Consider the following 24,333-nt stretch of genomic DNA (forward strand, 5'->3'; position numbering starts at 1 on the left):
GGCGTCCGCAGGGCTTCCGCGGTCACCGGTCCGGGAACGCGCCCGCCGACAGCGACCGGGTGAGGTCGTCGATGAAGGCGTGGACGTCGCCCAGCCGCCAGACGCCGCCCGCCGGACGGTCCAGGAGCAGCCTGCCGTGCACCGACGACCACACCGATACGGCGGCCGCCTCCGGGGACTGGGCGAGCCGGATGCCCGTGTCCGCGAGCCGGCCGACCGCCGTGCGCCAGCGGGCCGCGACCTCGGCCGGTCCCTCGTCCTGCGGGCCCGCGCCGTTGAACATCACCCGGAAGCTCGTCGGGTTCTCCTCGGCGAACCGGGCGTACGCGTGCGCCAGCGCCGCCAGCCGCGCGGCCGGGGAGAGTGCGGCCACCGCTCCGTCCGCGCTGTCCAGGCACGCCAGCAGCTCCCCGAAGAGGTGGCCGAGTGCGGCCCGCGTGAGTTCGTCCTTGCCCGCGAAGTGGCGGTAGATGGCGGGCGCGGTGATGCCCGCCTCCCGCGCCACCTCCCGCAGCGACAGCGGCACCGGGCGCATCCGCTGCTGATCGCCGATGAGCCGCACCATCGCCTCGATGATCTCCGTGCGCAGCCTCTCGCCCTCGCCGCGGGCGTTGCGTGGCCGCTGTCCGGAGCTCGGTGGCACGGCCGTCGACCGCGGCTCGGAGTGTCTGGGCATGCGCCAAGCCTGACACAGGGGGCGTCCGCGGATGGCTGTGACCGAGACCTATAGGTGGCGGATCACCCTCGCTCCGGCGCAGGTCAGGGCGGTGCGGAGAAAACTAGTTGGCGAATCTTGGAGGGTGATAGTTGGCGGATCATGCCGTCACCGGCTCAGAACGTGAGTGCTGTCGTCTGCTGCGAGAACGTCAGTGGTTCTGTCACCGGGGGTGTCAGCGTCTTGTGCCGGGTGGGGACTGCAGAGGCCGGATCTCAGTCACCTGCGGGGGTACGGCTGTGCCCCGTCCTCCGTGGAAAGGACGGGGCAAAAGCACAGCAGCCAGCTTGATTAATCGACCCGGTTCACGCTATTCAGCTCGGGCAAGCTGCTGTGGCCGTTCGCGTGAACGCCGGGCACGATCTCGTTGCCGGGGGAAACTTGGCAGCCGGCGTCGACGGTCATCCGCATCGTCGGGTCATTGGGAAACGGGCTTTTCAGCTTGTAGGAGGCCGACACCGCATCCTCGGAGCCCTCGGCGTCATCGAAGAAGGTGATGGTGTAGCCGGGCTGCGGGTTCTTCACCGCGAAGGCGTAGACGGCATCGTCGGGGACGTCCGTGTCCTTAAGACTGTGCAGTCCTTCCGTCAGGCTCGGCTGGCCCTTCCTGTCGTTCTCGCCGCGCTTTCCGTAGAACTCGATGATGGGTACCGTCCTGGTACAGGCATGTCAGTTCCTCTCGTAGGCGGCCGGGGCCGGGAACATCAAGATCGCTTCGACGCTGCAGCGGACACCGAGGCGAGGCCGCACCATCCCGCCGCACTGCCCTGATCGGCTGAAATCGCACCTGTCCAGGCTGAATGCCACAGCCCGGCTGTGCCGGACTGCTGAGTCGACGGCGTTTCCAGCGGTGAAGGGGTTCGGCGGGCCACACCCATGCGGATCGGAAGCGCCGTGGACGTGGCACAGGGGGAGGACACCTTCCGCTGCAGCTTCGGCTGCAACGAGCACCTGCAGACGGCCGCCCTGCCCGACGCTCCGTGGAGCATCTGGGAGACCATGCCCGGCTCTCGGGGGCCCGCCACCAGATCTGCGTGTTCGGGTTGTTCGCAGTCCTGTGTGACTCCCTGGGGCTGCCACCGTGTGCTTCCTGTGGCAGCCCCAAGGTTCGGCGGGGCTGGTCAGGCCGGGTTCATCTCCAAAGTGAGCGTCAGGATGATGAATTCGGCGGGCCGCAGGGCGGCGAGGCCGACCTTGACGATGAGCCGGCCCGCCGCGATGTCGTCCCCGGTCATCGTGACGCCCTGGCCGACCTGGACGAAGTACGCCTCCTTCCCATTGTTGCCCTGGAGGGCGCCCTGCCTCCACAGGGCGTGCAGGTAGGTGTCGACAGCGGCGTGCACCTGCGTCCAGGTGGGCGGGGTGTTCGGCTCGAACACCGCGACGCGCAGCGCGTTCTGGACGTCACGCTCGACGGTGTTGAAGAGGCGGCGGACGGGGATGTAGCGCCAGTCGTCGGTGGCGGACAGGGTTCGTGCGCCCCAGATCAGCGTCCCCCGCTCGGGAAAGGTGCGGATGAAGTTGAGGTTGGGGTGGGCGGCCTGCTCGGTGTCAGTGGCCTTCTGGAGCGGGCCGACGGTGCCGCGCAGGGCGATGTTGGCGGGGGCCTTCCATACACCGCGCTCGCGGTCGAGCGCGCACCAGGCGCCCGCGACCGCCCCGCTGGGTGCGACCGGCTCGGCCTCGCCGCCCGGCTTGAGCCAGGGGAAGTACACCGCCGCGTAGCGTCGCGCCTTCTCGTCCAGGCCCCAGGCGTCGACGGCCGTGGCGGCCTGCTCTGGGGTGTGGTCGCGGTCGGTGTGGAGGATGGCCATCGCCTTGTTCTGTGCGGCCCAGCCGGCGAGCGCGCGGGCCCACTCCCCGGCTGTCTGTGAGCCCTGGTCCCACAGTCCGGGGGCGGCCACGATCGTCACGTCACCGAGCGCGGTCACCGCCTCCAGGGCCTTGGTGAGGGAGGATCCTGCGGTGCTGACCAGATGGCAGTACAGGCCGCCGTTCTGGAAGAAGCTCTTGAGAGCAGGGCCCAGTGCCTTGTGGATGTCCCCGTTGCCGTCCGCGTCGGCCAGCTTGGTGAAGTCCGGCCAGCTGTTCACCCGCGTCCCGCCCGCGGGCAGGCCGGGGAAGTCACCGACGAACGCCGTCACCGCCGTCTGCCCGGCCTGGACGGACAGGCTGAGGCTGTACACCTCATCGACGTAGACGCCCGGGAAGTTCTGCAGATCGGCCATGGGACTCTCCTCCACTGTGGTGTACACGACGCGAGTGATCATCGACCGAGACCGAAGCACCCGCGGCTGTTCGTCTGTTCTGACCAACGCCCCACCGCACGTCAGGTAATGCACCCGAGCGACCGCGCCGGCGGGGCTAAGCCAGAACTGACCACCACGCCGCGTTACGGAAGCAAGATCCGCCAACTACTGCGCTCATCCGCCAAGTAAAATCCTCGGTCGCAATGGCGAAGCGTCAACTACCGCACGGGTGAGCGGGGTGGGATTGGCGGGATAAGTAAACGGGTGTAAATTTTCGGACGTTCACTTCACCGTGGTGTACGGCGCGCCGCCGGGCACCGTGACCATCGGAGCGGCCATGCGCATCACCACCGAAGAAGAGGGCGGGCGCCGCGGCGCCGAACTGCGCGGGAGCCTCGCGTGAGCGGTCCGCGCCGGGTCGTGGTCGTCGGCGCCTCCGCCGCGGGCCTCGCCACGGCAGAAGGGCTGCGCCGCTCCGGTTACGACGGCGAACTCGTGCTCGTGGGCGAGGAGGACCACCTTCCGTACGACCGCCCGCCGCTCTCCAAACAGCTGCTCGCCGGTGAGTGGGACGCCGACCGGGTCCTGCTGCGGAGCGCCGCGGCGCTGGCCGACCTGGACATCGAACTGCGTCCCGGCACCCGGGCGCAGGCCCTCGACCCGGTCGCCCGGGAGATCCGCACCGCCCAGGGCGGCGCCATCGGCTACGACGCGCTCGTCGTCGCGACCGGAGTCCGGCCCCGGGTGCTGCCGGGCACGGAGGGTGTCGCGGGCGTCCACGTCCTGCGCACGCTGGACGACGCGACCGCCCTGCGCGAGTCCCTGGCCGCCCGTCCCCATCTGGTGATCGTCGGCGGTGGTTTCATCGGCGCCGAGGCGGCCGCCGTCGCCCGGGAAGCCGGCTGCGAGGTCACGCTGGTGACCGACGGGGCGGTGCCGCTCGCCGACGCGGTCGGCCACGGCATCGGGACGATGCTGACGGACCTGCACCGCGAACACGGCGTACGGACCGTGACCGGGGCCCTCGTCGAGAGCGTCGTCACCGAAAGCGGCCGTGCGACGGGCGTACGCCTCTCCGACGGCCGTACCCTCCCGGCGGACGCCGTGCTCGTCGGCATCGGGGCGCGGCCCAACACCGAATGGCTCGCGGGCAGCGGACTCCGGCTCGGCGACGGCGTCGAGTGCGATGCCACCCTCCGTGCGGCCGAGCACATCTGGGCGGCCGGGGACGTGGCGTCCTGGCCCGACCCGGTGACCGGCGACCGGCTGCGGATCGAGCACCGCACCAACGCGTCCGAACAGGGCCTCGCGGTCGCCCGCAACATCCTCGCCGGAGAGGCGGCCACCCCCTTCACCACCGTGCCCTACGTCTGGTCGGACCAGTACGGCCTCAAGGTCCAGATCTACGGCAGGACCCGGGGCGCCGACCTGGTGCAGATCGTCGAAGGGAGCCTCGCCGAGCGCAGGTTCGCCGCGCTCTTCGCCCGTGCGGGGCAGGTCTGCGGTGCGGTGGGCGTGTCCATGATCCGTCCGCTGCGCGCCCTGCGTCCTCTGGTCGCCGCCCGCACGCCGTGGGCGGAGGCACTCGCGGCGCAGGGAGCCGGGGCCTGACCCCCGTCCGCCGTGGGCGTCACCGTCCCCGGCGGACGAGGAGAGCCGGAGCCCCGGTCACCGGGGCTCCTGACCCGCCACGAGACCGCACCCGGCGACGGCCGCGCGATGACCGGCGCGGGCAGCGCACGGGACCGTCCACCACGCCACCTTCCGCCCCGCCTTCCGCGGGGCAGCCGGGCCCGGCCCGTCCGGGCGCCCCGGCACGGTTCAGTCGGCGGCGACCGCCACCCCGCGTGCCCAGCGGTAGTCGGCCTTGCCGCTCGGCGAGCGCTGGATCTCCGGCGCTATCACCAACTGCCTGGGCACCTTGTACCCGGCGATCCTGCTGCGGCAGTGCGCCTGGATGTCGTCCAGGCTGAGATCGTCGGCCCCGGGGCGTACCTGCACCACGGCCGCCACATGGTTGCCCCACCGGGCGTCCGGCACCCCGGCGACCAGGGCGTCGTACACGTCGGGGTGGGACTTGAGCGCCTGCTCCACCTCTTCCGGATACACCTTCTCGCCACCGGTGTTGATGCACTGCGAGCCGCGTCCCAGGACGGTGACGATGCCCTCCTCGTCGACGGTCGCCATGTCGCCGAGCAGCACCCATCGCTCGCCGTCGTTCTGGAAGAAGGTCTCGGCCGTCTTCTCCGGGTCGTTGTAGTAGCCGAGCGGGACGTGCCCGCGCTGCGCGATCCGGCCCACCTGGCCGACGGCCACCTGCCGGTACGTGACCGGATCGACCACGGCCGTACGGGAGTTCATCCGGAGCCTGAACCCCTTGTCGGGGCCGGAGTCGGGGGTCGCGGTGCCATTGAACCCGGACTCCGACGAGCCGAAGTTGTTCAGCAGCATCGCCGTCGGCACCAGCTCCTGGAACTGCGCGCGCACCGTGTCCGACATGATGGCGCCGGAGCTGGAGACGCTGAACAGCGAGGAGCAGTCGGTGCCGCTGAGCGGCCCGCTGAGCGCGTCGATCAGCGGTCGCAGCATCGCGTCGCCGACCAGCGACACACTGGTGACCTTCTCCTTCTCGATGGTGCGGAGCACCTCATCCGGAGCGAACTTCCGGTGGATCACGACCCGCTGGCCGAAGTTGAAGGCGATGAAGGCGGTCAGGGTGGACGTGCCGTGCATCAGCGGGGGAGTGGGGAAGAAGGTGATCCCGTCGCCGCCCGCGGCCACCCGCTCGGCCAGCTCCTCCGGTGTACTGACCGGCTCGCCCGTCGGGGCGCCGCCGCCGAGGCCGGAGAAGAACAGGTCCTCCGCGCGCCACATCACGCCCTTCGGCATTCCGGTGGTGCCGCCGGTGTAGATGATGAACTGGTCGTCGGCGGACCTGGGTCCGAAACCTCGCTCCGGTGAACCGGCGGCCTCCGCCCCGGCGTACGGAACCGGTCGTACGCCGGGCTCCGGTGCGCCCTCCGGAGGTTCGCCGACCCGTATCAGGTGGCGCAGCTTCTCCGTCTTCGGCAGCGCCGCCGCGACCCGTTCGGTGAACTCGCCGTCGAAGACCAGTGCCGCCAGGTCCGCGTCCCGATAGAGGTAGACCAACTCCTCTTCCACATAGCGGTAGTTGACATTGACCGGCACAATGCGCGCCTTGAGGCAGGCCAGCACGGTCTGCAGATACTCCACCCCGTTGTAGAGGTGCAGCCCCAGGTGCTCGCCCGGGCGGATGCCGCTGTCGGTCAGATGGTGCGCGATGCGGTTGGCCGCCGTGTCCAGCGCGGCGTACGTGAGCCTGCGCTCCGCTCCCGTACCGGGATGGTCGATGAACACGAGCGCCTCGCGGTCCGGAACCGCGTCGACGACGGACTCGAACAGGTCGGCAAGGTTGTACTCCACCACATCTCCTGACGCCGGCGTCCAGTGACCCGGCGTCATTACAGCGCCGCGTACGGAAAGTGGGAAGGGCTCCCGCGAAGAAATCTGACTGAGTGTCAGAAAACTATTGAACTGCGACCCCGCCTCCTGCAACCTGTCTACGCGCCGCTCGCCGATCCGGCTCAGATCCCCAGAGGGCGCCCAGGCCTTGAGACGGGAGGACGGACATGGGTGGTACGGAACACCTCACCGTGCGGCGTGAAGGCGCCACGCTGGTGCTCACACTGAACAGGCCGGAGGCCAAGAACGCACTCTCGCTGCCGATGCTGGTCGGGCTCTACGACGGCTGGCTGGCGGCCGACGAGGACGACGAGGTCCGCTCGGTGGTGCTCACCGGAGCGGGCGGCGCCTTCTGCGCCGGCATGGACCTGAAGGCCCTGGCCGGCGCCGGGATGGACGGCGAGCAGTACCGCGACCGGCTCAAGGACGACCCCGATCTGCACTGGAAGGCGATGCTGCGCCACCACCGGCCCCGCAAACCGGTGATCGCGGCGGTCGAGGGGTACTGCGTCGCCGGAGGCACCGAGATCCTCCAGGGCACCGACATCCGGGTCGGAGCCGAGAGCGCCACCTTCGGCCTCTTCGAGGTCAGACGCGGGCTGTTCCCCATCGGAGGCTCCACGGTGCGCCTGCAGCGGCAGATCCCCCGCACCCACGCACTGGAGATGCTGCTCACCGGCCGCCCGTACACCGCGGCCGAAGCTGCCGCCATCGGCCTCATCGGCCATGTGGTGCCCGACGGAACCGCGCTGGAGAAGGCCCTGGAGATCGCCGCCCAGATCAACGCCTGCGGGCCGCTCGCCGTCGAGGCCGTCAAGGCCTCGGTCTACGAGACGGCCGAACTGACCGAGGCCGAGGGGCTGAAGGCCGAACTGGCCCGTGGCTGGCCCGTGTTCGACACCGCGGACGCGAAGGAGGGGTCACGCGCCTTCGCCGAGAAGCGGCCACCCGTCTACCGCAGGGCCTGACCGCGCGCCGTATCCCGCGCCGGCCCGGGGCCGGCACAGGTTTCCCTTCCGACGCTCCGGCACCCGCCGGACGAGCCCCCGCCCGCAGCGGAGAATTTGGAGCCCACCCATGACAGCCGCTCCCTCACCGGAGGTGCTCCGCGCCCCCCTCGTCGTCGAATTCCCCTTCACCCGTTCCCTCGGACCCGTGCAGAGCGCCTTCCTCACCGGGCTGCGCGAGCGCACCGTACTGGGAGTGCGGACGGGCGACGGCACGGTCCTCGTCCCACCGGTCGAGTACGACCCCGTCACCGCCGACGAGATACGCGACCTGGTCGAGGTCGCCCCCACCGGCACCGTCACCACCTGGGCCTGGGAGGCGTCCCCGCGCCGCGGCCAGCCGCTCACGACACCGTTCGCCTGGGTCCTGGTGAAACTCGACGGAGCCGACACCGCCCTGCTCCATGTGCTCGACGCCCCAGGACCCGACACCGTGCACTCCGGGCAGCGCGTCCGCATCCGCTGGGCCGCCGAGCGCACCGGGGCCATCACGGACATCGCCTGCTTCGAGCCGTACGGGAGCGAGAGCGGGACCGCTGCCGGGAGCGCCCCCGCGACCGCGCACAGCGGACTGTTCGACGACGCGGTCACCGGCATCACCGCCCCCGCACGCCTCGACTACGTCTACAGTCCCGGCCGCGCGCAGAGCGACTACATCAACGCGCTCGCCGAACGGAAGACGGTCGGCGAGCGCTGCCCCTCCTGCGCCAAGGTCTACGTACCGCCGCGCGGCGCCTGCCCCACCTGCGGGGTCGCGACGACCGACCGGGTCGAGGTCGGCCCCGCAGGCACCCTCACCACGTACTGCATCGTCAACATCAAGGCCCGCGGCCTCGACATCGAAGTGCCCTACGTCTACGGGCACATCGCGCTGGACGGCGCGGGCCTCGCACTGCACGGCCGGATCGGCGGCATCCCGTACGACCAGGTACGGATGGGGCTGCGCGTCGAGCCCGTGTGGACCGAGGGCGCCCGCTTCCCCGACCACTACCGGCCCACCGGCGAGCCCGACGCCGACTACGACACGTACAAGGAGCTGATCTGATGCGGGACGTCGCGATCGTTGCCTTCGCGCAGAGCGACCACCGGCGGCGCACCGACGAGTGCTCCGAGGTCGACATGGTGATGCCGGTCCTGCACAGCGTGCTCGCGCAGACCGGGCTCAGGACCAGCGACATCGGCTTCACCTGCTCCGGGTCGAGCGACTACCTCGCCGGCCGGGCCTTCTCCTTCACGATGACCCTCGACGGCGTCGGAGCCTGGCCCCCGATCTCCGAGTCCCATGTGGAGATGGACGGGGCCTGGGCCCTGTACGAGGCGTGGGTGAAGCTGCTGACCGGCGAGGCGGACACCGCCCTCGTGTATTCCTACGGCAAGTCCTCGCCCGGTTCCGTCAGGGACGTGCTGACCCGGCAGCTCGATCCCTACTACGTGGCCCCGCTCTGGCCCGACTCCGTCGCGCTCGCCGCCCTCCAGGCGCAGGCACTGATCGACGCGGGCGAGACCGACGAGCCCGCGCTCGCCGGGGTCGCCGCCCGCAGCCGCGGCGACGCGGCCGGCAACCCGCACGCCCAACTGCCCGGCCCCAGGCCGCAGGGCGACTACCTGGTCCGGCCGCTGCGTACCGGTGACTGCCCGCCCATCAGCGACGGGGCTGCGGCCGTCGTGCTCGCGGCGGGCGACCGGGCGCGGGCCCTGTGCCAGCGCCCCGCCTGGATCCGGGGCATGGACCACCGGATCGAGGCCCACAGCCTCGGCGTGCGTGACCTCACCGACTCGCCGTCCGCCCGGCTGGCCGCGGAGCGGGCCGGGGCCTTCGAGCGCCCGGTCGACACCGCCGAACTGCACGCGCCCTTCACCTCCCAGGAGGTCGTCCTGCGCAAGGCGCTCCGGCTCGGCGACGGCGTACGCGTCAACCCGTCGGGCGGCGCGCTCGCCGCCAACACCGTCATGGCAGCCGGTCTCGTCCGGCTCGGCGAGGCAGCGGCCCGGATCCAGCGCGGTGAGTCCGACCGGGCCCTCGCGCACGCGACCTCCGGCCCGTGCCTGCAACAGAACCTGGTCGCCGTCCTCGAAGGAGAGGCCCAGTGAGTAACCAGCCCGCGAACCACCGAGGTGCGGCCGGCAAGGAACCCGTGGCCGTCGTCGGGATCGGCCAGACCCACCACGTCGCCGCCCGGCACGACGTGTCCATCGCCGGACTCGTCCGCGAGGCGGCCCAGCGCGCCCTGAGCGACGCCGAGCTGACCTGGGCGGACATCGACGCCGTCGTCATCGGCAAGGCCCCCGACTTCTTCGAGGGCCTGATGATGCCGGAGCTCTACCTCGCCGACGCGCTGGGCGCCGTCGGCAAACCCATGATGCGCGTCCACACCGCGGGCTCGGTGGGCGGATCGACCGCGCTCGTCGCCTCCAACCTGGTCGCCTCCCGGGTGCACAGGACGGTGCTCACCCTCGCCTTCGAGAAGCAGTCCGAGTCCAACGCCATGTGGGGCCTCTCGCTGCCCGTGCCGTTCCAGCAGCCCCTGCTCGCCGGAGCGGGCGGGTTCTTCGCCCCTCATGTGCGGGCCTACATGCGCAGGGCCGGGGCGCCCGACACGGTCGGCTCGCTCGTCGCCTACAAGGACCGCCGCAACGCGCTGAAGAACCCCTACGCGCATCTGCACGAGAAGGACATCACCCTGGAGAAGGTCCAGGCGTCCCCGATGCTGTGGGACCCCATCCGCTACTCCGAGACCTGCCCGTCGTCGGACGGAGCCTGCGCGATGGTCCTCACCGACCGCACGGGGGCGGCCCGTTCGCCCCGGCCACCCGCCTGGATGCACGGCGGCGCGATGCGCAGCGAGCCGACCCTCTTCGCGGGCAAGGACTTCGTCTCGCCGCAGGCGGGCAAGGACTGCGCCGCCGACGTCTACCGGCAGGCGGGGATCACCGACCCGCGCCGGGAGATCGACGCCGTCGAGATGTACGTCCCGTTCTCCTGGTACGAGCCGATGTGGCTGGAGAACCTCGGCTTCGCCGCCGAGCGCGAGGGCTGGAAACTCACCGAGTCGGGCGCCACCGAGCTGGACGGCGACCTTCCGGTGAACCCCTCGGGCGGAGTCCTCTCCACCAACCCGATCGGGGCCTCCGGCATGATCCGGTTCGCCGAGGCCGCGCTCCAGGTGCGCGGGGCGGCCGGGGAGCACCAGGTGGACGGCGCCCGCAAGGCGCTCGGGCACGCCTACGGCGGCGGCTCGCAGTTCTTCTCCATGTGGCTGGTGGGCGCCGAACCGCCCACCGGCTGACCGCGGCGGGAGGCGGGCGCCGGGCCGCTGCGACCTGTCCGTGCTCCGCACGGACGGCCGGGGTCCCGTCGTTCGGACCGGGGGCTGCGGGCCGGCGGAGAGCCCGCAGACCCCGGTGCGCAGCGTGTGTCCGCCGGCCCACGCTCAGCGGCCGCGCGGCGGGCGCCGGGACGGTCAGGACCGGCCTCACAGCCCCGGCCCCGGCTTCGGCGGACCGCCGGGGCCACGTACCATGGCTGCATGTCCTTCCTCCGCCGCCGCAGCGCCGCCACTCCCGCGGGCCCGGACTTCGATGTCCTGGCCATGGACCCGGGTGACTGGCCCGGCAACCTCGGCGCCGGACTCCTTCCCGCCCCCGACGGGACCTGCCAGGGCGTCTTCCTGCGGTACGACCTCTTCGGCGGCCGCGGCCCCGCGATGATCATCGGGAATCTGCCGGAGGGCTCACCCGCCCGTGAGGTCGCCGACGGGCAGATCCCGTTCGAGGTGGCGCAGCTGCTGGCGGCCCTGGAGAACGACGAGCCCATCGAGGTGCTCGACGCCGAGGACATGCCGGTGATGCAGGGCGACAACCTCCTCATCGTGCGCCGCCTGAAGCTCTCCGAGAGCCGGATCTCCTGCGTCCAGTTCGACCGCAGCGACAAGGTCCTGGTCACCATCGCCAGCTGGGACCGGCCGATCACGGACGACCTCTACGCCCTCCTGAAGCCGCTGCCCGCCGAGATGTTCCAGCAGGGCTGAACCCCCGCCGGCCGGGCCCGGACCGGACCCGCCGGGCCGGGCACAGCACTGCCCCCGTACGTAAAAGCCGGGTAACACGGCTCCGCCAGAGCATGGTTGCCGCGCCCTTCGCGCTGGTCATCGGCCATGCCAGTGGTCTGGACAACTGATTCAACAGCCGCCCTGTGCGGCACTCTTGACGTGCCATCACCTCAGGTCAGAGAGTGCGCCCATACCGTTCGAGAGATCACCACGGCGCAACTCCCGGCAAGAAGGGCCGTCATGACGTCCAAGCAGAGGATCAGACTCGCGCTCGCGCTGACCACCGCGAGCACCTTCGGCCTCGCCCTGGCCGGCCCGGCGGCACAGGCGAGCCCCCAGGACACCCGGCCGGAGTGCCCCCGCACCCTCGACTGCGAGTGGGCCCCCGCCGCCTACCAGCAGACCGGTGATCCCGCCGACAAGGAGACGTACGGCAACTACGACACCGCCGACCGGCCGCACACCGGGAAGATCAAGTACATCGTCCTGCACGACACCGAGGAAACCTTCGACAAGACGCTGCAGATCTTCCAGGACCCGCACAACCAGACGTCCGCGCACTACGTGGTCCGCTCCAGCGACGGCCATGTGGCGCAGATGGTCAAGGACAAGGACATCGCCTGGCAGGCGGGCAACTGGTACATCAACCAGCAGTCCATCGGGATCGAGCAGGAAGGCATCGCGACCGAGGGCTCCAAGTGGTTCACCCCGGCCATGTACCGCTCGACCGCCACGCTCGTACGCTATCTCGCGGCCAAGTACGACATCCCGCTGGACCGCCAGCACATCATCGGCCATGACAACGTCCCGCCCACCAGCACCTCCGGCACGGCGGCCATGCACTGGGACCCGGGAACCTACTGGGACTGGGACTACTTCATGAAGCTGGTGGGCAGGCCCACCGTCCCCACCGCCTCACCGCACAGTCAACTCGTCACCGTGAGCCCGGTGTTCAAGGAGAACATCCAGAAGTTCCGGGACTGCGAGAAGAACGTCGACCTCCCGGCGCAGGCGTCGAGCGCCGTGCCGCTGTACACCGCGCCCTCCACCGGATCACCGCTCTTCTCCGACCCGGCGCTGCACACCGACGGCAAGCCCGGCACCGACTGCGCCGCCGACTGGGGCAGCAAGATCAGCGCATCGCAGCAGGCCGTGGTCGCCGGGCGCGCACCCGGCTGGACCGCGATCTGGTGGTACGGCCAGAAGGCCTGGTTCCAGAGCCCGGCGCACACCCGGACCACCACGCCGACGTCCGGATACGTGGTCAGGCCGAAGGCCGGACGCACCGATGTGCCGGTGTACGGGGTGGCCTACCCGGAGAAGGGCGAGTACCCGGCGGACTTCACCGCGGCCCACCTGGGCACGCCCCTCCCGTACACGATCAAGCAGGGCCAGGCGTACCCCGGCGGTGGCGAGGCGCCGACGGGCTACTACTACGCCCCGACGATCGATGCCTCCTACCCGTACGACCACACGTACTTCCCCGGCGCCACGAAGTACGTGACCGTGCAGATCGGTCACCGGGTGGCCTTCGTCAAGGCCTCCGACGTCGACATCGTGCGCCCGCACTGACCACACGGCGGTCAACGGACAGCGCGGTGCGCGCCCGGTGTGCCGGCACCGGGCGCGGCACCACGCCTCCTCCTCGGGAACCGGCGCGGATACCGTGGTTCAGCGGGTGCCGACCGCCGCGCGGACGGCACGGCGGGCCAGGGCGCAGTCGTCGTGCAGCCGCCTGAGCAGCAGCCGCTGCTCCTCGCCGTGGGACAGCACACCGGGCTGCGGTTGGTGGCCCGCACCGGTCGGCGCGGGCTCGCGAATGGTGCGCTGGACGGCCGTCTCGTACGTACGGATCTCGCGGGTCAGCACCAGCATCAGGTTCACCAGGAAGGCGTCCCTGGCCGCGGGGCCCGCGGCCTGCGCCAGCTGGCTGATCTGGCGTCGCGCCACCGGCGCTTCGCCCAGCACGGACCACAGCGTCGCCAGGTCGTACCCCGGCAGATACCAGCCCGCGTGCTCCCAGTCGACCAGGACAGGGCCCGCCGGTGACAGCAGGATGTTGGAGAGCAGCGCGTCACCGTGGCAGAACTGGCCCATGCCCTGCCGGCCGCCGGAGTGCGCGAGGCCGTGCAGCAGCTTCTGGAGGTCGCCGAGGTCCCGGTCGGTGAAGAGACCGAGCTCGTGGTACCTGGCGATCCGGGAGGCGTAGTCGAGGGGCTGGCCGAACGTCCCGCCCGGCGGGCGCCAGGCGTTGACCCGGGCGACCGCGCCGAGGACGGCCCGCAGATCCGCACGCGGCGGGGTCTCCACGGGGTGGCGCTGAAGTGCCGCCGCCCGCCCGGCCATCCGCTCGATCACCAGCGTGCAGTTCTCGGGGTCGGCGGCGATGAGCCGCGGCACCCGGACCGGCGGACGCTGCCGCACGAACGTGCGGTATGTAGCTATTTCGTGGCGGAAACTCTCCGCCCAGGCGGGGGACTGGTCGATCAGGCACTTGGCAACCGCCGTCGCCCGCCCGGTCGTTCCGACGAGCAGGACCGAGCGACTGCTCCGGCGCAGCATCTGCACGGGGTTGAACTCCGGGCAGATGCGCTGCACCGAAGCGATCGCCATCCGCAGCTGTGCGCCCTGGGGACCGGACAAGTCGAGTCTCCCGCTGAGCGGTTGGGTGCCCGGTCCCGCCGCTCGCCGGACCCGTCCGGTGCCGAGTGCCGCAGCGGCGTGGGAGGGGTCCAGGTACGGTCCGCCACCGGCAGGGACGGGGCGGTGCGGCCGGGATGGGGCGGACACGGAGGACGATGCTGTGTACATGGGGGATACAGATCCCTTCGTGTGCCGACGGGTTACGTGCGCTGCCCGCCCCGGTGACCGGTGCGTACCCTGGGGAGTACCGTCCGGCCACCGGGTCGGGGTGGCGCGTTCCTACCTCACAACGGCCCGCGGGTGGCACACCATCTGGCGGACCCTGGCGAACCCTGGCGAATAGTCGCAAGGCATCTGACACGGGGTTACTGTCAAACCAGCCGAGAACCTGGGGGCTTGACGTGACCGGAGAACCCAACACCCGCCTAGCAGACCTGTTCGGCCTGGCCGGCTGGTCCAAGGGCGAACTCGCGAGACTCGTGAACCGGCAGGCGGCCGTCATGGGCCACCAGCAGCTGGCGACCGACACCTCGCGTGTGAGGCGCTGGATCGACATGGGCGAGAGCCCGCGCGACCCGGTGCCGAAGGTGCTGGCAGCCCTGTTCACCGAGCGGCTCGGCCGTGTCGTGACCATCGAGGACCTCGGGTTCGTGCGGCCTGGGCGCGCTGGGAAACGGCAGGCCACCGGGAACGCGGAAGAGACAGCGAACCCGGACGGCCTCCCGTGGGCGCCAGAACGGACGGCAGCGGTCCTCACCGAATTCACGGGAATGGACCTCATGCTCAACCGACGCGGCTTGGCGGGCGCAGGCGCTGCGCTTGCCGCAGGCTCCGCACTCAGCAGCGCCCTGCACGACTGGCTCCACACAGATCCGGCCCTCGCGTCGGACGCCCCACGCTCCGAACGCCCCCTGCACGCCGAGCCCGCCGGTTTCGACCGCTACGAGGCCGCGCCCATCGGGTCGCAGGAGATCGAGGCGCTGGAGCACTCCGTCGAGATCTTCCGCGCCTGGGACGCCTCACGCGGTGGCGGACTCCAGCGCAAGGCGGTCGTGGGCCAGCTGAACGAGGTGGGAGGCATGCTCTCCTACCACCACCCCGACTCCCTCCAGCGGCGCCTGTGGGGTGTCGCTGCCAACCTCGCCGTGCTCGCGGGCTGGATGTCCCACGACGTCGGCCTCGAACCCACGGCCCAGAAGTACTTCGTCATCGCAGCCCACGCGGCGCGCGAGGGCGGCGACCGCCCGCGGGCCGGCGAGGCCCTGTCGCGCGCCGCCCGTCAGATGGTCCACCTGGGCCGTCCGGACGAGGCACTGGATCTGATGAAGCTCGCGCAGACCGGCTCCGGTGAACGCAACCTGCCGCGCACCCGCGCCATGCTGCACACCATCGAAGCCTGGGCGCAGGCGTCGCTGGGCCACGGCCAGGCGATGCGGCGCACGCTCGGCGAGGCCGAGGAACTGTTCGTCTCGGACCGCGGCGACGAGCCCGTGCCGAGCTGGATGCAGATGTTCGACGAGGCGGACCTGCACGGGATGCAGGCACTGGCGTACCGCACGCTCGCGGACCACGAGCCGTCCGCGGCCGGCACCGCCCAGCGCCACGCCAAGCGGGCACTCGAACTGCGGAACAACGGCCGCCAGCGGTCGAAGATCTTCGACTACATCTCGCTGGCCTCCGCCTGCTTCATCGCGGACGACCCCGAACAGGCCGACCGCTACGCCCGGCTCGCGCTGGTGTCGATGGGGGAGACCTCGTCGCACCGCACCTGGGACCGGCTGCGTGAGATGTACCGGCTCACCGGGCAGTACGCGCGCCACGGGAACATCCAGGAGCTGCGGGAGGAGATCCAACTCGCCATGCCCCAGCAGATGAAGCGGCACCGGAACGCTCAGGCGTAGCCGGGGAAGGCGGGCGGAGGCGAGGGCGGCGGCCGGGGGAGTGGCGCTACGGGGCGCCGACGCGGGCGATCAGCACACAGGCGTCTTCCTGGCGCTCCGTGTGGCCGTACTCCTCGACGACCACCCGCATGCACTCCTGTGCGGTGCCGGCACCGGTGAACCGCGGTGCCAGCGCGAGCAGTCCGTCCTCGCCGGCGTCCGCGCCGCGGTGCGCGGTCAGCCCGCCGGTGTGCAGGACCAGCACGTCTCCGGTCCGCAGCCGCTCCTCTGCCTGTCCGTACGCCGTTCCGGGCATCGCCCCGAGCAGCACTCCGCTCGGTGGCGTGAGGGCGCGCCCCGTACCCCCGCGGAAGAGCAGGGGGGCGGGGTGGCCGGACTGGGACCAGGTCAGTGTCCGGGCCGCGGGGTCGTAACGGCAGCACACCGCGCTGCCCAGAGCGGGCTGCGCGGACGCGTCCAGCAGTTCGTTGAGATGGCCCATGAGGGTGCCGGGGGCGATCCCGGCCACGGCCATTCCGCGCAGCGCGCCCAGCAGCATCGCCATCGCGGAGGTGGCACCCACGCCGTGGCCGGTCAGGTCTCCCACCGTGAGGAGCGACTGGCCGTCGGGGAGCGCCATCGCGTCGTACCAGTCACCGCCGATACGGGAGGGTGCGGCGGACGGCAGATAGTGGGCCGCCAGATCGAGCGCCGCGGGGCCGCCCTGCGGGAGCCGTACCGGGCCGCGCCAGGGCGGCAGTACGGCCTCCTGTAACTCTACGGCGACCTGACGCTCCGTCCGGGCGATCTGTTCCCTGCGCCGGAGAGAGTCCTGTGTCTCGCGCACGGTGCGCTCACTGCGTCGCAGATCGCTGACATCGCGCAGGACGGCCCACATGGACGCCGTGCAGCCGTCGCTGTCGAGAACGGGCTCGCCCATCATGTGCAGGGTGTGCACGGTCGAGTCGGGCCGCCTGATCCGGAACTCGCCGTCGATCGGCTTTCCGTCGACCAGACAGTCGGTGACCATCGAGGTGAGCCGTGACTGGTCCTCCGGCAGCACCACGGAGGGGAGTTCGTCCAGGGAGAGCGGCCCGCTCTCCGGCGGGCGGCCGAAGATCGGGTACAGCTCGTCCGACCAGCTGACCTCGTCGGTGAGCAGGTCCCATTCGGCGCTGCCCACACGGCTGAGCAAGGAGCCCGGCCCGCCGCCGGTCCCGGGGTGGGCGTGCGCGCCGTGCCCGGAGGGTTCACCGGCGAGCGGCTCCGCCCCGGCCGCCGGCAGTCCTTCCTTGAGCTGACCCAGATGCGCGCCCAGGTCGTCGAGATGGTGGACGGCCAGATCGCACAGCGCGCGCTGCCAGCGGCCCTGCACATCGTCGTCGTCCGCGACGGCGTCACGCCGTACGGCGTCCATGTCCCCGCGCAGCAGGAGGGTACGGGTGATGAGTGCGTCAACCGTGCCCCGCTCGGGTGGCTGGGGGGCGGGACGGTCCGCGAACACATGGGACGGCATGACGTACTCCGATACGGGCGCGGCGCGGCCAGGGCTGCGGAATGGACCGGTTACGACTGTTGCACAGGGAGCGAAGACCCGTAAGGGAATTGGCAACACTCGATGCGGTGGTGCTTCTGGCATATGCCACCGGCCGACGGGAGTGGGGTCGTGGTGGGGCGGGCCCGGGGGCGCCGAGCCCCGGGAACCGGCAGTCACGAGGTGCCGCAGCTCACATCCTCCATCCGGAGATGGCTGGAACATTCCGGCTTGGTTCATCGTTCACCTATATGTGGGAACGGAGCGGAGCGCCTTGGCGCCGGCCCTCCGTCCCCGCACACGGACCGCCCCGGCTGGCCTCCCCCGACCAGCCGGGGCTCTTCTGTGTCCGGCGCCGTATTCCGCCGCCGCATCCCGTTCCGCCCGGTGCGACCGGTCGGCGTGTGGCCGGAATCTTTTCGGCCATGGTCGACAGCGAATATGCCAGAGATATGGCCAGAACCCTATGGTGACAATGCGCTCGGAGTGCAGATACTCATTGACTGGGAAGGTTGAATTCCGTTCGATTCAACCGTGATCCACCAGTGAAAGGCCCACGCGCTCCGGCCCGGGAACGACCGGTCCTGGAGCAGGGCCCTGGCCGCGAACTGCCCTGGGGGAGTGGCTGTGCACGACGAATTCCTGTGCCATGTCACCGCGTACGGAGTCTGCGGTGGGCGACGCGTCGGAGTGCCGCTGGGCACCTACCGCGCACCCACTCTCCCGCTGGCCCTGTGGTGGCTGAGGGACCGGGCGACCTGGATCTCGGAGCGGCTCGATCCCAGCCCCGGCCGAGGCTGCTTCCCGGTCCGGGCGCTCTTCGAACTGCCCGCCGACGCCCCCGACGTACCGGGCGCCTTCCGCGCCTGGCGGGACGGCGGTCCGCAGCAGGAAAAGGCCGCTGAAGTGCTGGCCAGCGGCGGTCTCATGCGATTCGCGATCAATGACGACACCACCGAGTACGAACTGCTCGCGGAATCGGTCGACGCACTGCGGATGCAGCGCGCAATTCCTTCGCCCGTCCCGTCGGGCGCCGAATCAGTGGCGGAGCACCGCAGGCCTCTGCCGGCGTACGCACCGGGCAGAGGGCGCGGCGATATCGGTTCCGTGGAATTGGCGGGACTTCCCTCCGGGGCCGTGCTGCTGGCCACGTTGAACAGCTCCACCGTGGTGTTCAGCTCTGCGGCAGGATGACCGCGCGTCCGTTGATCTTCCCGGCGTGCAGCCTCTCGTAGGCGAGCGGGGCCTCGTCGATCGGGTACGTCTCCACGTGGACGTCCACCGATCCGGCGCGTGCGAGATCGAGCACCTCGGTGAGCTCCGGACGCGAACCCCAGTAGGGCGCGGCCACGGAGACCTCGAAGGGGAGCGCCCCGAAGCCGACGGGCAGCGTGCCGCCGCCGATCCCGACCAGCGCCACATCGGCCTCGATTCCGGCCACCGCACCGGCCAGTGCCACCGTGGCCGGGACACCCACGAAGTCGAAGACCGCCTGGGCGCCGAGCCCGCCGGTCAGCGCGCGGACCTTTCCGGCCGCGTGCTCGTCGGAGAGCACGGCCTCATGGGCGCCGACCGTCCTCGCCAGCGCGAGCTTGTCCTCCGTGACGTCCAGCGCGACGACCCGCGCGGCGGTCATCGCCCGCAGCAGCTGGATGGCCACGTGTCCGAGCCCGCCGGTACCGATGACCACCGCGGTGGAGCCCGGGGTGAGCTTCGCCAGTGAGCGCTTGATGGCGTGGTACGGAGTCAGGCCGGCATCGGTGAGCGGCACGGCTCCGACCGGATCGAGATCGCCGAGCGGCACCAGATGGCGCGGGCTGTCCACGACCATGTACTCGGCCATCGCGCCGGGGGCACCGAGGCCGGGCGGGTGGATACCGAGTTCGGCGGCGCGCAGGCAGTAATTCTCCTTGCCCTCGGCGCACTTGATGCAGGTGCCGCAGCCCCACGGTCCGTAGACCGCGACGGACTCGCCCACGGTGAGCCCGGTGACGCCGGCGCCCAGCGCGGCGACCGTACCGGCTCCCTCGTGCCCGAGGGTGAGCGGAAGGTCGTACGGCAGGCTTTCCGCGGGCCGGCTCATCACGGCGATGTCCGAGTGGCAGACACCGGCGGCGGTGACCTTCAGCAGGACCTGGCCCGGTCCCGGCTCGGGATCGGGGACGGTGACGACCTCGGGTGCGGCGCCGATGGTGCGGTACTGGACTGCCTTCATGGTGTGCTCCTCAGCTGAGCGGCGGGACGGTCCCCGACACCGGCCCGCCGGGGTGGTTCGGTCAGCGCGCGGCGTAGCCGCCGTCGACGAGGTGGTAGCTGCCGTGGATGAACGAGGCGCGGTCCGAGAGCAGGAACGCTGTCAGCTCCGCCACTTCATCGGCCGTTCCCAGGCGGCCCGCCGGGTGCAGCGAGACGAGCTGCTCCCGCATCGGGTTGTCCGTGTCGCGCAGCAGCGGAGTGTCGATGAAGCCGGGACCCACGGCGTTGACGCGGATGTTCTGTGCGGCGTATTCGAGTGCCGCCGTCTTGGTGAGCCCGACAACGCCGTGCTTCGCGGCGACATAGGCGGGGGAACCCGCGAAACCGTTGGTGCCGAGGATGGAGGCCATGTTGACGATCGCGCCGCCGCCCGCCGCGAGCAGCGCGGGCACCTCGTACCTGAGCGAGTAGAAGACGCCGTTGAGGTTGGTGTCGATCACGCGCTGCCAGTCGGCCACCTCGTACTCACCGGTCGGCAGGCTCGGGCCGCCGATGCCTGCGTTGTTCACGGCCAGGTGCAGTGCGCCGAAGGTGTCGGTGGAGTGGCGCACGGCGCGTTCCACCGACGCGGGGTCGGTGACGTCCACGGCGACGGCGGTGGCGCGGGCTCCGGACGCCTCAAGGCCGGCGGCGGCCTGGCGCGCGCCTTCCTCGTTGTGGTCGGCCACGACGACCGCGGCGCCGCCGCGGGCGAGCCGGCCGGCGATGGCCAGGCCGATGCCGGACGCGCCGCCGGTGACCAGCGCGGTCCGGCCGGCGAACTCATCTGTGGGGGTGGTGTTGCTCATGGTGTCTGTGTTCCTTTCGAGCTGTGCGCCGCAGCGGTGTCACGACTGCGGCAGTTCGCCGGTGAGTGCGGCGAACGCGGCATGAACGATGCCGGGGAGAGCGTCCTCACGGGAGCCGCGGACCCAGGCGGACTGGGCCGCCACGAGGGCTCCCGCACCCGCGCCCACCAGAACGGCGGGGCGCAGGTCGTGCTCGTCGTCGACGCCCATCCGGGCTGCCAGGATCCGGATCGAGTCCGCCTGGGCCTCCACCCGGATGTGCTGGAAGGCCGCGTAGAGCGTCGGCTCGCGGTCCGCGATCCGCATGAGTTCGAAGATCCGCGGGCGCCGGTGCCAGGCCGGGTGCGCGTCGTCCGTGAGCCAGTCGTCCACCGCGTTGCGGTAGGCGGCGAGCGGGGTCTCGTCGGCCGGCCGGGTGCGCAGGGCAGCGTTGATCCGGTCGCCGTCGGCCCGTACGGAGTCCAGCACCGCGTCCTCCTTGCTGGAGAAGTAGCGGCTGAACGTCCGGCGGGCGACGTCGGCGCGGTCGGCGATGTCCTCGACGGTGACGGCCTTGAGTCCACGGTCGCACACGAGGGTGCACGCGGCTTCCGCAAGCGCTTCACGGGTCCGGCGGGCCTTGCGGACCCGCCGGTCACCGGTTGTTCCCTCATCGTTCATGCTTTCACCGTACACCTGAAAATGTCCCACTGGGACATGATGCCCAGTGGGACATTTCTGAGTGCTCAGGTGCTCAGGTGCTCAGGTGCTCAGGTGGCTGGGGTCTGGGGGCTGGGGGGGGGGCTGTTCGGGCCGTGGCCGTTCAGCAGGCTCCCTTGTCCCGCCACGCGCCCCAGTCGCCCGTGGTCCCGGGCTCTTCGTTCTGGGTCCACCACTGGGCCTGCCACGTGTGCCCGCCGTGGGAGACCGTGTCGCCTCCCGTGTACGTGGCGGTGCTGCTCCAGGCCGCCGCCGTGCAGGTGCCGGCGGGCGGGGTGGGGGAGGTGGAGACGGGCGGTGTCGTCGGGGGCGTGGTGGGCGGTGTCGCACCGGCGAATGTCACCGAGTACTTGGCGAACTCCCAGTCCGCCTGCGGCACACTGCTGCAGGTTCCGGACGTGGTGCCGTTGTCCGGCGGGCTGCACTGGCGGTCGCGGTTGAGCGACCAGAAGGTGAAGCGGTCCATGTGGTGGCTGGTGGCGAAGTCCAGGACGGTCTGGAAGTCGGCCTGCCTGAAGTACTCACCGGTGTCGCTGCGCCCGTTCATGCCGGAGAAGCCCTCGTGGGCGTAGGCGGTCGCCTCGTCCCAGCCGAAGGTCGACTGGAGGATGGTGTTGAAGTTGGTGAGGGCGCTCGTCTGTGCGGCGGCCCCGCTGAAGCCTCCGTCGAAGGGCATGATCGAGAAGTTGTTGGGTGTGAACCCCTGTGACTTGGCCTCGTTCAGCATCTGCTTGCCGAACCAGCCGGTGCCGTCGGCCGTGCCCGCTGTGGTGACGGACACGTACAGGCCGGGGTTGTTCTGCTGGAGGATCTTCGCCGCGCCGATCTCGTGCGCGACAGCCGCCGTGTTCTCGTACTCCGGTTCCTCCAGGTCGAAGTCGATGGCCTTCAGCTGGTACTTGGTGATGACCTGCTGGTAGGCGGCGGCCGTGGAGGCCGAGTCGGAGCAGGCCTGGCCGAGCTTGGTGCCGCCGTACCCGCCGATGGAGACCGAGACGTCGCCGCCCTTGGCGCGGATCGCGCTGATGACGGAACTCACCGCGGTGTCCGACGACACGGCCGATGTGCCGCCCCATGTCGGGCTGCAGCCACCGCCGTTGGGGGCCAGGATGAAGGCGAGCTGGAAGGCCTTCAGCCCGGTGGCGTCCATGATCGCCCCGGCGTCGGGCGGGTTGTTGTCGGTGGGCATGAGATACGGGGCCGCCGCGTACCAGCGGTTGCTGAGCGCGGTGGCGGCCTTGGTGCCGGTGGTCGCTCCGGCCGCCTGGCCGGTGCCGATTGCGGCCAGCCCGGCGGCGGCCAGTGCGGCGGTCGCCACACCGCAGAAGAGGGCACGGATGCGAATGCGTTTCATCTGACGGTCTCCTGAATGGGGGAGTGGCCGCCAGAATCGATGCCTGTCGGGTGCGCGTCAACGACTTGGACTAGACCATTGCCAATCCTTGGGGATCGCCCGGAGTGCCGGGCGGCTTTTCCCGCGTCCGGCGGATGCCCCGCACCTGGTCGTTCGGGGGAGGTCTTCGGGCGCCGGGTGATCGTGGCGCCGTGGTCACCGGTTCTGCCGGTCGGCCGAGTCCGGGCTGGTGGCGGGCGGATTGTTCTCGGTGGCGGCCCAGCTGGCGAGGAGTTGCAGGGCGTCGTGGTCGGGGGTGCCGGGCGCGGCGCTGTACGCGGTGAGGGTGAGGCCGGGCTGTGCGGGCAGTTCCATGGCGTCGAAGTCGAGGGTGATCTCGCCGACGGCGGGGTGGCGGAACGACTTGCTGCCCGTGAGATGCAGGCGCACGTTGTGCTTGCCCCACGCCGCAGCGAAGTCCTCGCTGCGGGTGACGAGTTCGCCGATCAGTCCGGTCAGTTCGCTGTCGTGGGGGGCGCGGCCGGCTTCGGTGCGCAGCAGGGAGACAGTGGTGTTCAGCGACTCGTCCCAGTCGGGGAAGAAGGCGCGGCCGCCGGGATGCAGGAACTGGTAGCGGGCGATGTTGACCGGTCGCGGACCGTCGTCGGTGTACAGGGGTGCGTACAGGGCCCGGCCGAGGGGGTTCGCGGCGAGGATGTCCAGGCGGCCGTTGCGGATGAACGCCGGTGAGCCGGTCATGGAATCCAGGACGCGCAGGACGCTGTCCGGGAGCGGTCCTCGGGTGCGCTTGGCGCGGCGGGCGGGGCGTTTGGCGGCAGCGCGGGCCAGGTCGTAGAGGTGGGCGCGTTCGGCGTCATCGAGCTGGAGGGCGTTCGCGACGGCGTCGAGAACGCTCTCCGAGGCCCCCGCGATGTGGCCGCGCTCCAGTCGGACGTAGTAGTCGATGCTGACGCCGGCGAGCAGGGCGACTTCTTCGCGGCGCAGTCCCGGCACGCGGCGGTTGCCGCCGTAGGCGGGCAGCCCGGCCTGCTGGGGGGTGATCTTGGCGCGGCGGGTGGCCAGGAATTCACGGATGTCGCTCTCGGTGCTCACGTATCAAGGCTAAGTCGGCTGTCGCACGGGTGGGGGGTCCTGCCAGTACCTGTTATGTCAGACCCTCCCCCACCCCTTTCATCTGCGGTTTCCTCGATATCGGCAGCGACTGCGGGGCTGCGCCACGAGACCGGTGCGCAACGCGGAAGCTGCCCGGAGGGCGGTCTCCACCCGAGACTGGCCCCGATGGATTCATCCCGATTCGCGCCAGGAGAAATTCCCATGCCGAAGCAGTCCGCACCCCAGGAACTGGCCGCAATAGCACCGAAGCTCGTCGAGGTCACCAACGATGTCCTCTTCGCCGACGTCTGGGAGCGGCCCGGGTTGTCCCCGCGCGACCGCAGCCTGGTCACCGTGAGCGTGCTCGCCGCCCTGTACCGCTCCGAGCAGCTCGGCTATCACCTGGGCGTCGCCCTGGACAACGGCCTGAGCGTCGAGGAGCTGTCCGAGGCCATCACCCACCTCGCCTTCTACGCGGGCTGGCCCAACGCCATGACCGCGATCAACCAACTGAAGAGGATCGCCGACGACCGCAACGCCGGCTGATCCCGGTCCCCCTCGCCCTCTCACCCCCTCACCCGGAA

The 24,333-nt window shown here is 70.9% G+C and carries 20 protein-coding genes and 1 pseudogene; 10 read left to right on the forward strand and 11 right to left on the reverse strand.

Features of this window, described 5'->3' with window-relative positions; genetic code table 11:
- Positions 1-22: 22 nt before the first annotated feature.
- The 3 genes from OG285_RS34595 to OG285_RS34605 all read right to left on the reverse strand — a co-directional run bounded on the left by OG285_RS34595 (position 23) and on the right by OG285_RS34605 (position 2,943).
- On the reverse strand, positions 23-676 hold the full coding sequence (locus tag OG285_RS34595; RefSeq protein ID WP_356832026.1) for a TetR/AcrR family transcriptional regulator: 654 nt from the start codon (positions 674-676) through the stop codon (positions 23-25).
- A gap of 330 nt (positions 677-1,006) precedes the next feature.
- Positions 1,007-1,240 (reverse strand): hypothetical protein, encoded by a 234-nt coding sequence (locus OG285_RS34600; protein ID WP_371793300.1) that lies wholly within the window; start codon positions 1,238-1,240, stop codon positions 1,007-1,009.
- A 596-nt stretch (positions 1,241-1,836) separates the two neighbouring features.
- Positions 1,837-2,943 (reverse strand): phage tail sheath C-terminal domain-containing protein, encoded by a 1,107-nt coding sequence (locus tag OG285_RS34605; protein WP_356832030.1) that lies wholly within the window; start codon positions 2,941-2,943, stop codon positions 1,837-1,839.
- Between the two features lie 420 nt (positions 2,944-3,363).
- Between OG285_RS34605 and OG285_RS34610 the strand changes: the two genes are divergently transcribed.
- Entirely contained in the window at positions 3,364-4,575 is a 1,212-nt protein-coding gene (locus tag OG285_RS34610) for an NAD(P)/FAD-dependent oxidoreductase (protein ID WP_371793301.1), read from the forward strand.
- Between the two features lie 210 nt (positions 4,576-4,785).
- Here the strand turns inward: OG285_RS34610 and OG285_RS34615 are convergent, their stop codons facing one another.
- On the reverse strand, positions 4,786-6,408 hold the full coding sequence (locus tag OG285_RS34615) for an acyl-CoA synthetase (protein ID WP_371793302.1): 1,623 nt from the start codon (positions 6,406-6,408) through the stop codon (positions 4,786-4,788).
- A 206-nt stretch (positions 6,409-6,614) separates the two neighbouring features.
- Between OG285_RS34615 and OG285_RS34620 the strand changes: the two genes are divergently transcribed.
- The 6 genes from OG285_RS34620 to OG285_RS34645 all read left to right on the forward strand — a co-directional run bounded on the left by OG285_RS34620 (position 6,615) and on the right by OG285_RS34645 (position 13,075).
- The gene (locus OG285_RS34620; RefSeq protein ID WP_356832036.1) at positions 6,615-7,415 is read left to right on the forward strand and encodes a crotonase/enoyl-CoA hydratase family protein; all 801 of its coding nucleotides are present in this window, start codon (positions 6,615-6,617) and stop codon (positions 7,413-7,415) included.
- 109 nt (positions 7,416-7,524) lie between these two features.
- The gene (locus OG285_RS34625; protein WP_371793303.1) at positions 7,525-8,499 is read left to right on the forward strand and encodes a Zn-ribbon domain-containing OB-fold protein; all 975 of its coding nucleotides are present in this window, start codon (positions 7,525-7,527) and stop codon (positions 8,497-8,499) included.
- Positions 8,499-9,545: a thiolase domain-containing protein gene (locus OG285_RS34630; protein ID WP_356832040.1), complete on the forward strand. Its 1,047-nt coding sequence runs from the start codon at positions 8,499-8,501 to the stop codon at positions 9,543-9,545. The genes OG285_RS34625 and OG285_RS34630 overlap by 1 nt, the downstream gene beginning before the upstream one ends.
- Positions 9,542-10,741, forward strand: a complete 1,200-nt coding sequence (locus OG285_RS34635; RefSeq protein ID WP_371793304.1) for a thiolase domain-containing protein — start codon at positions 9,542-9,544, stop codon at positions 10,739-10,741. The genes OG285_RS34630 and OG285_RS34635 overlap by 4 nt, the downstream gene beginning before the upstream one ends.
- A 240-nt stretch (positions 10,742-10,981) precedes the next feature.
- The gene (locus tag OG285_RS34640; protein WP_356832044.1) at positions 10,982-11,482 is read left to right on the forward strand and encodes a hypothetical protein; all 501 of its coding nucleotides are present in this window, start codon (positions 10,982-10,984) and stop codon (positions 11,480-11,482) included.
- A gap of 261 nt (positions 11,483-11,743) precedes the next feature.
- On the forward strand, positions 11,744-13,075 hold the full coding sequence (locus OG285_RS34645; RefSeq protein WP_371793305.1) for an N-acetylmuramoyl-L-alanine amidase: 1,332 nt from the start codon (positions 11,744-11,746) through the stop codon (positions 13,073-13,075).
- Positions 13,076-13,174: 99 nt separating this feature from the next.
- Here the strand turns inward: OG285_RS34645 and OG285_RS34650 are convergent, their stop codons facing one another.
- Positions 13,175-14,314 carry an aminoglycoside phosphotransferase family protein gene (locus tag OG285_RS34650; protein ID WP_356832048.1) on the reverse strand — a complete coding sequence of 380 codons (1,140 nt, stop codon included), beginning with the start codon at positions 14,312-14,314 and terminating at the stop codon, positions 13,175-13,177.
- A gap of 233 nt (positions 14,315-14,547) precedes the next feature.
- Between OG285_RS34650 and OG285_RS34655 the strand changes: the two genes are divergently transcribed.
- Positions 14,548-16,047 carry a hypothetical protein gene (locus OG285_RS34655; RefSeq protein ID WP_371793306.1) on the forward strand — a complete coding sequence of 500 codons (1,500 nt, stop codon included), beginning with the start codon at positions 14,548-14,550 and terminating at the stop codon, positions 16,045-16,047.
- Positions 16,048-16,093: 46 nt separating this feature from the next.
- On the opposite strand, the gene OG285_RS34660 is transcribed toward OG285_RS34655, so the two are convergent.
- Positions 16,094-17,542 carry a PP2C family protein-serine/threonine phosphatase gene (locus OG285_RS34660; RefSeq protein ID WP_371793307.1) on the reverse strand — a complete coding sequence of 483 codons (1,449 nt, stop codon included), beginning with the start codon at positions 17,540-17,542 and terminating at the stop codon, positions 16,094-16,096.
- 645 nt (positions 17,543-18,187) lie between these two features.
- On the opposite strand from OG285_RS34660, the pseudogene OG285_RS34665 reads away from it, so the two are divergent.
- Positions 18,188-18,574 (forward strand): annotated as a pseudogene (locus tag OG285_RS34665) (hypothetical protein); the annotation flags it as partial.
- Between the two features lie 160 nt (positions 18,575-18,734).
- Here OG285_RS34665 and OG285_RS34670 read toward each other — a convergent pair.
- From OG285_RS34670 to OG285_RS34690, 5 genes are all read right to left on the reverse strand, one after another.
- A complete protein-coding gene (locus OG285_RS34670) occupies positions 18,735-19,775 on the reverse strand; it encodes an NAD(P)-dependent alcohol dehydrogenase (protein WP_356832054.1) in 1,041 nt (346 codons plus the stop codon).
- Positions 19,776-19,836: 61 nt separating this feature from the next.
- Complete coding sequence (locus OG285_RS34675; protein WP_371793308.1) at positions 19,837-20,604, reverse strand: SDR family NAD(P)-dependent oxidoreductase; 768 nt, start codon at positions 20,602-20,604, stop codon at positions 19,837-19,839.
- Positions 20,605-20,643: 39 nt separating this feature from the next.
- Positions 20,644-21,264, reverse strand: a complete 621-nt coding sequence (locus tag OG285_RS34680; RefSeq protein ID WP_356832058.1) for a TetR family transcriptional regulator — start codon at positions 21,262-21,264, stop codon at positions 20,644-20,646.
- Positions 21,265-21,406: 142 nt separating this feature from the next.
- Positions 21,407-22,657 (reverse strand): chitinase, encoded by a 1,251-nt coding sequence (locus OG285_RS34685; RefSeq protein WP_371793309.1) that lies wholly within the window; start codon positions 22,655-22,657, stop codon positions 21,407-21,409.
- Positions 22,658-22,852: 195 nt separating this feature from the next.
- Positions 22,853-23,749, reverse strand: coding sequence for a helix-turn-helix transcriptional regulator (locus tag OG285_RS34690; RefSeq protein ID WP_356832061.1), 897 nt, complete (start codon positions 23,747-23,749; stop codon positions 22,853-22,855).
- 222 nt (positions 23,750-23,971) lie between these two features.
- Between OG285_RS34690 and OG285_RS34695 the strand changes: the two genes are divergently transcribed.
- A complete protein-coding gene (locus OG285_RS34695) occupies positions 23,972-24,295 on the forward strand; it encodes a carboxymuconolactone decarboxylase family protein (RefSeq protein ID WP_371793310.1) in 324 nt (107 codons plus the stop codon).
- Positions 24,296-24,333: the final 38 nt, after the last annotated feature.

Origin of the sequence: Streptomyces sp. NBC_01471 (genome assembly GCF_041438865.1) — a bacterium.
Taxonomy (GTDB): domain Bacteria; phylum Actinomycetota; class Actinomycetes; order Streptomycetales; family Streptomycetaceae; genus Streptomyces.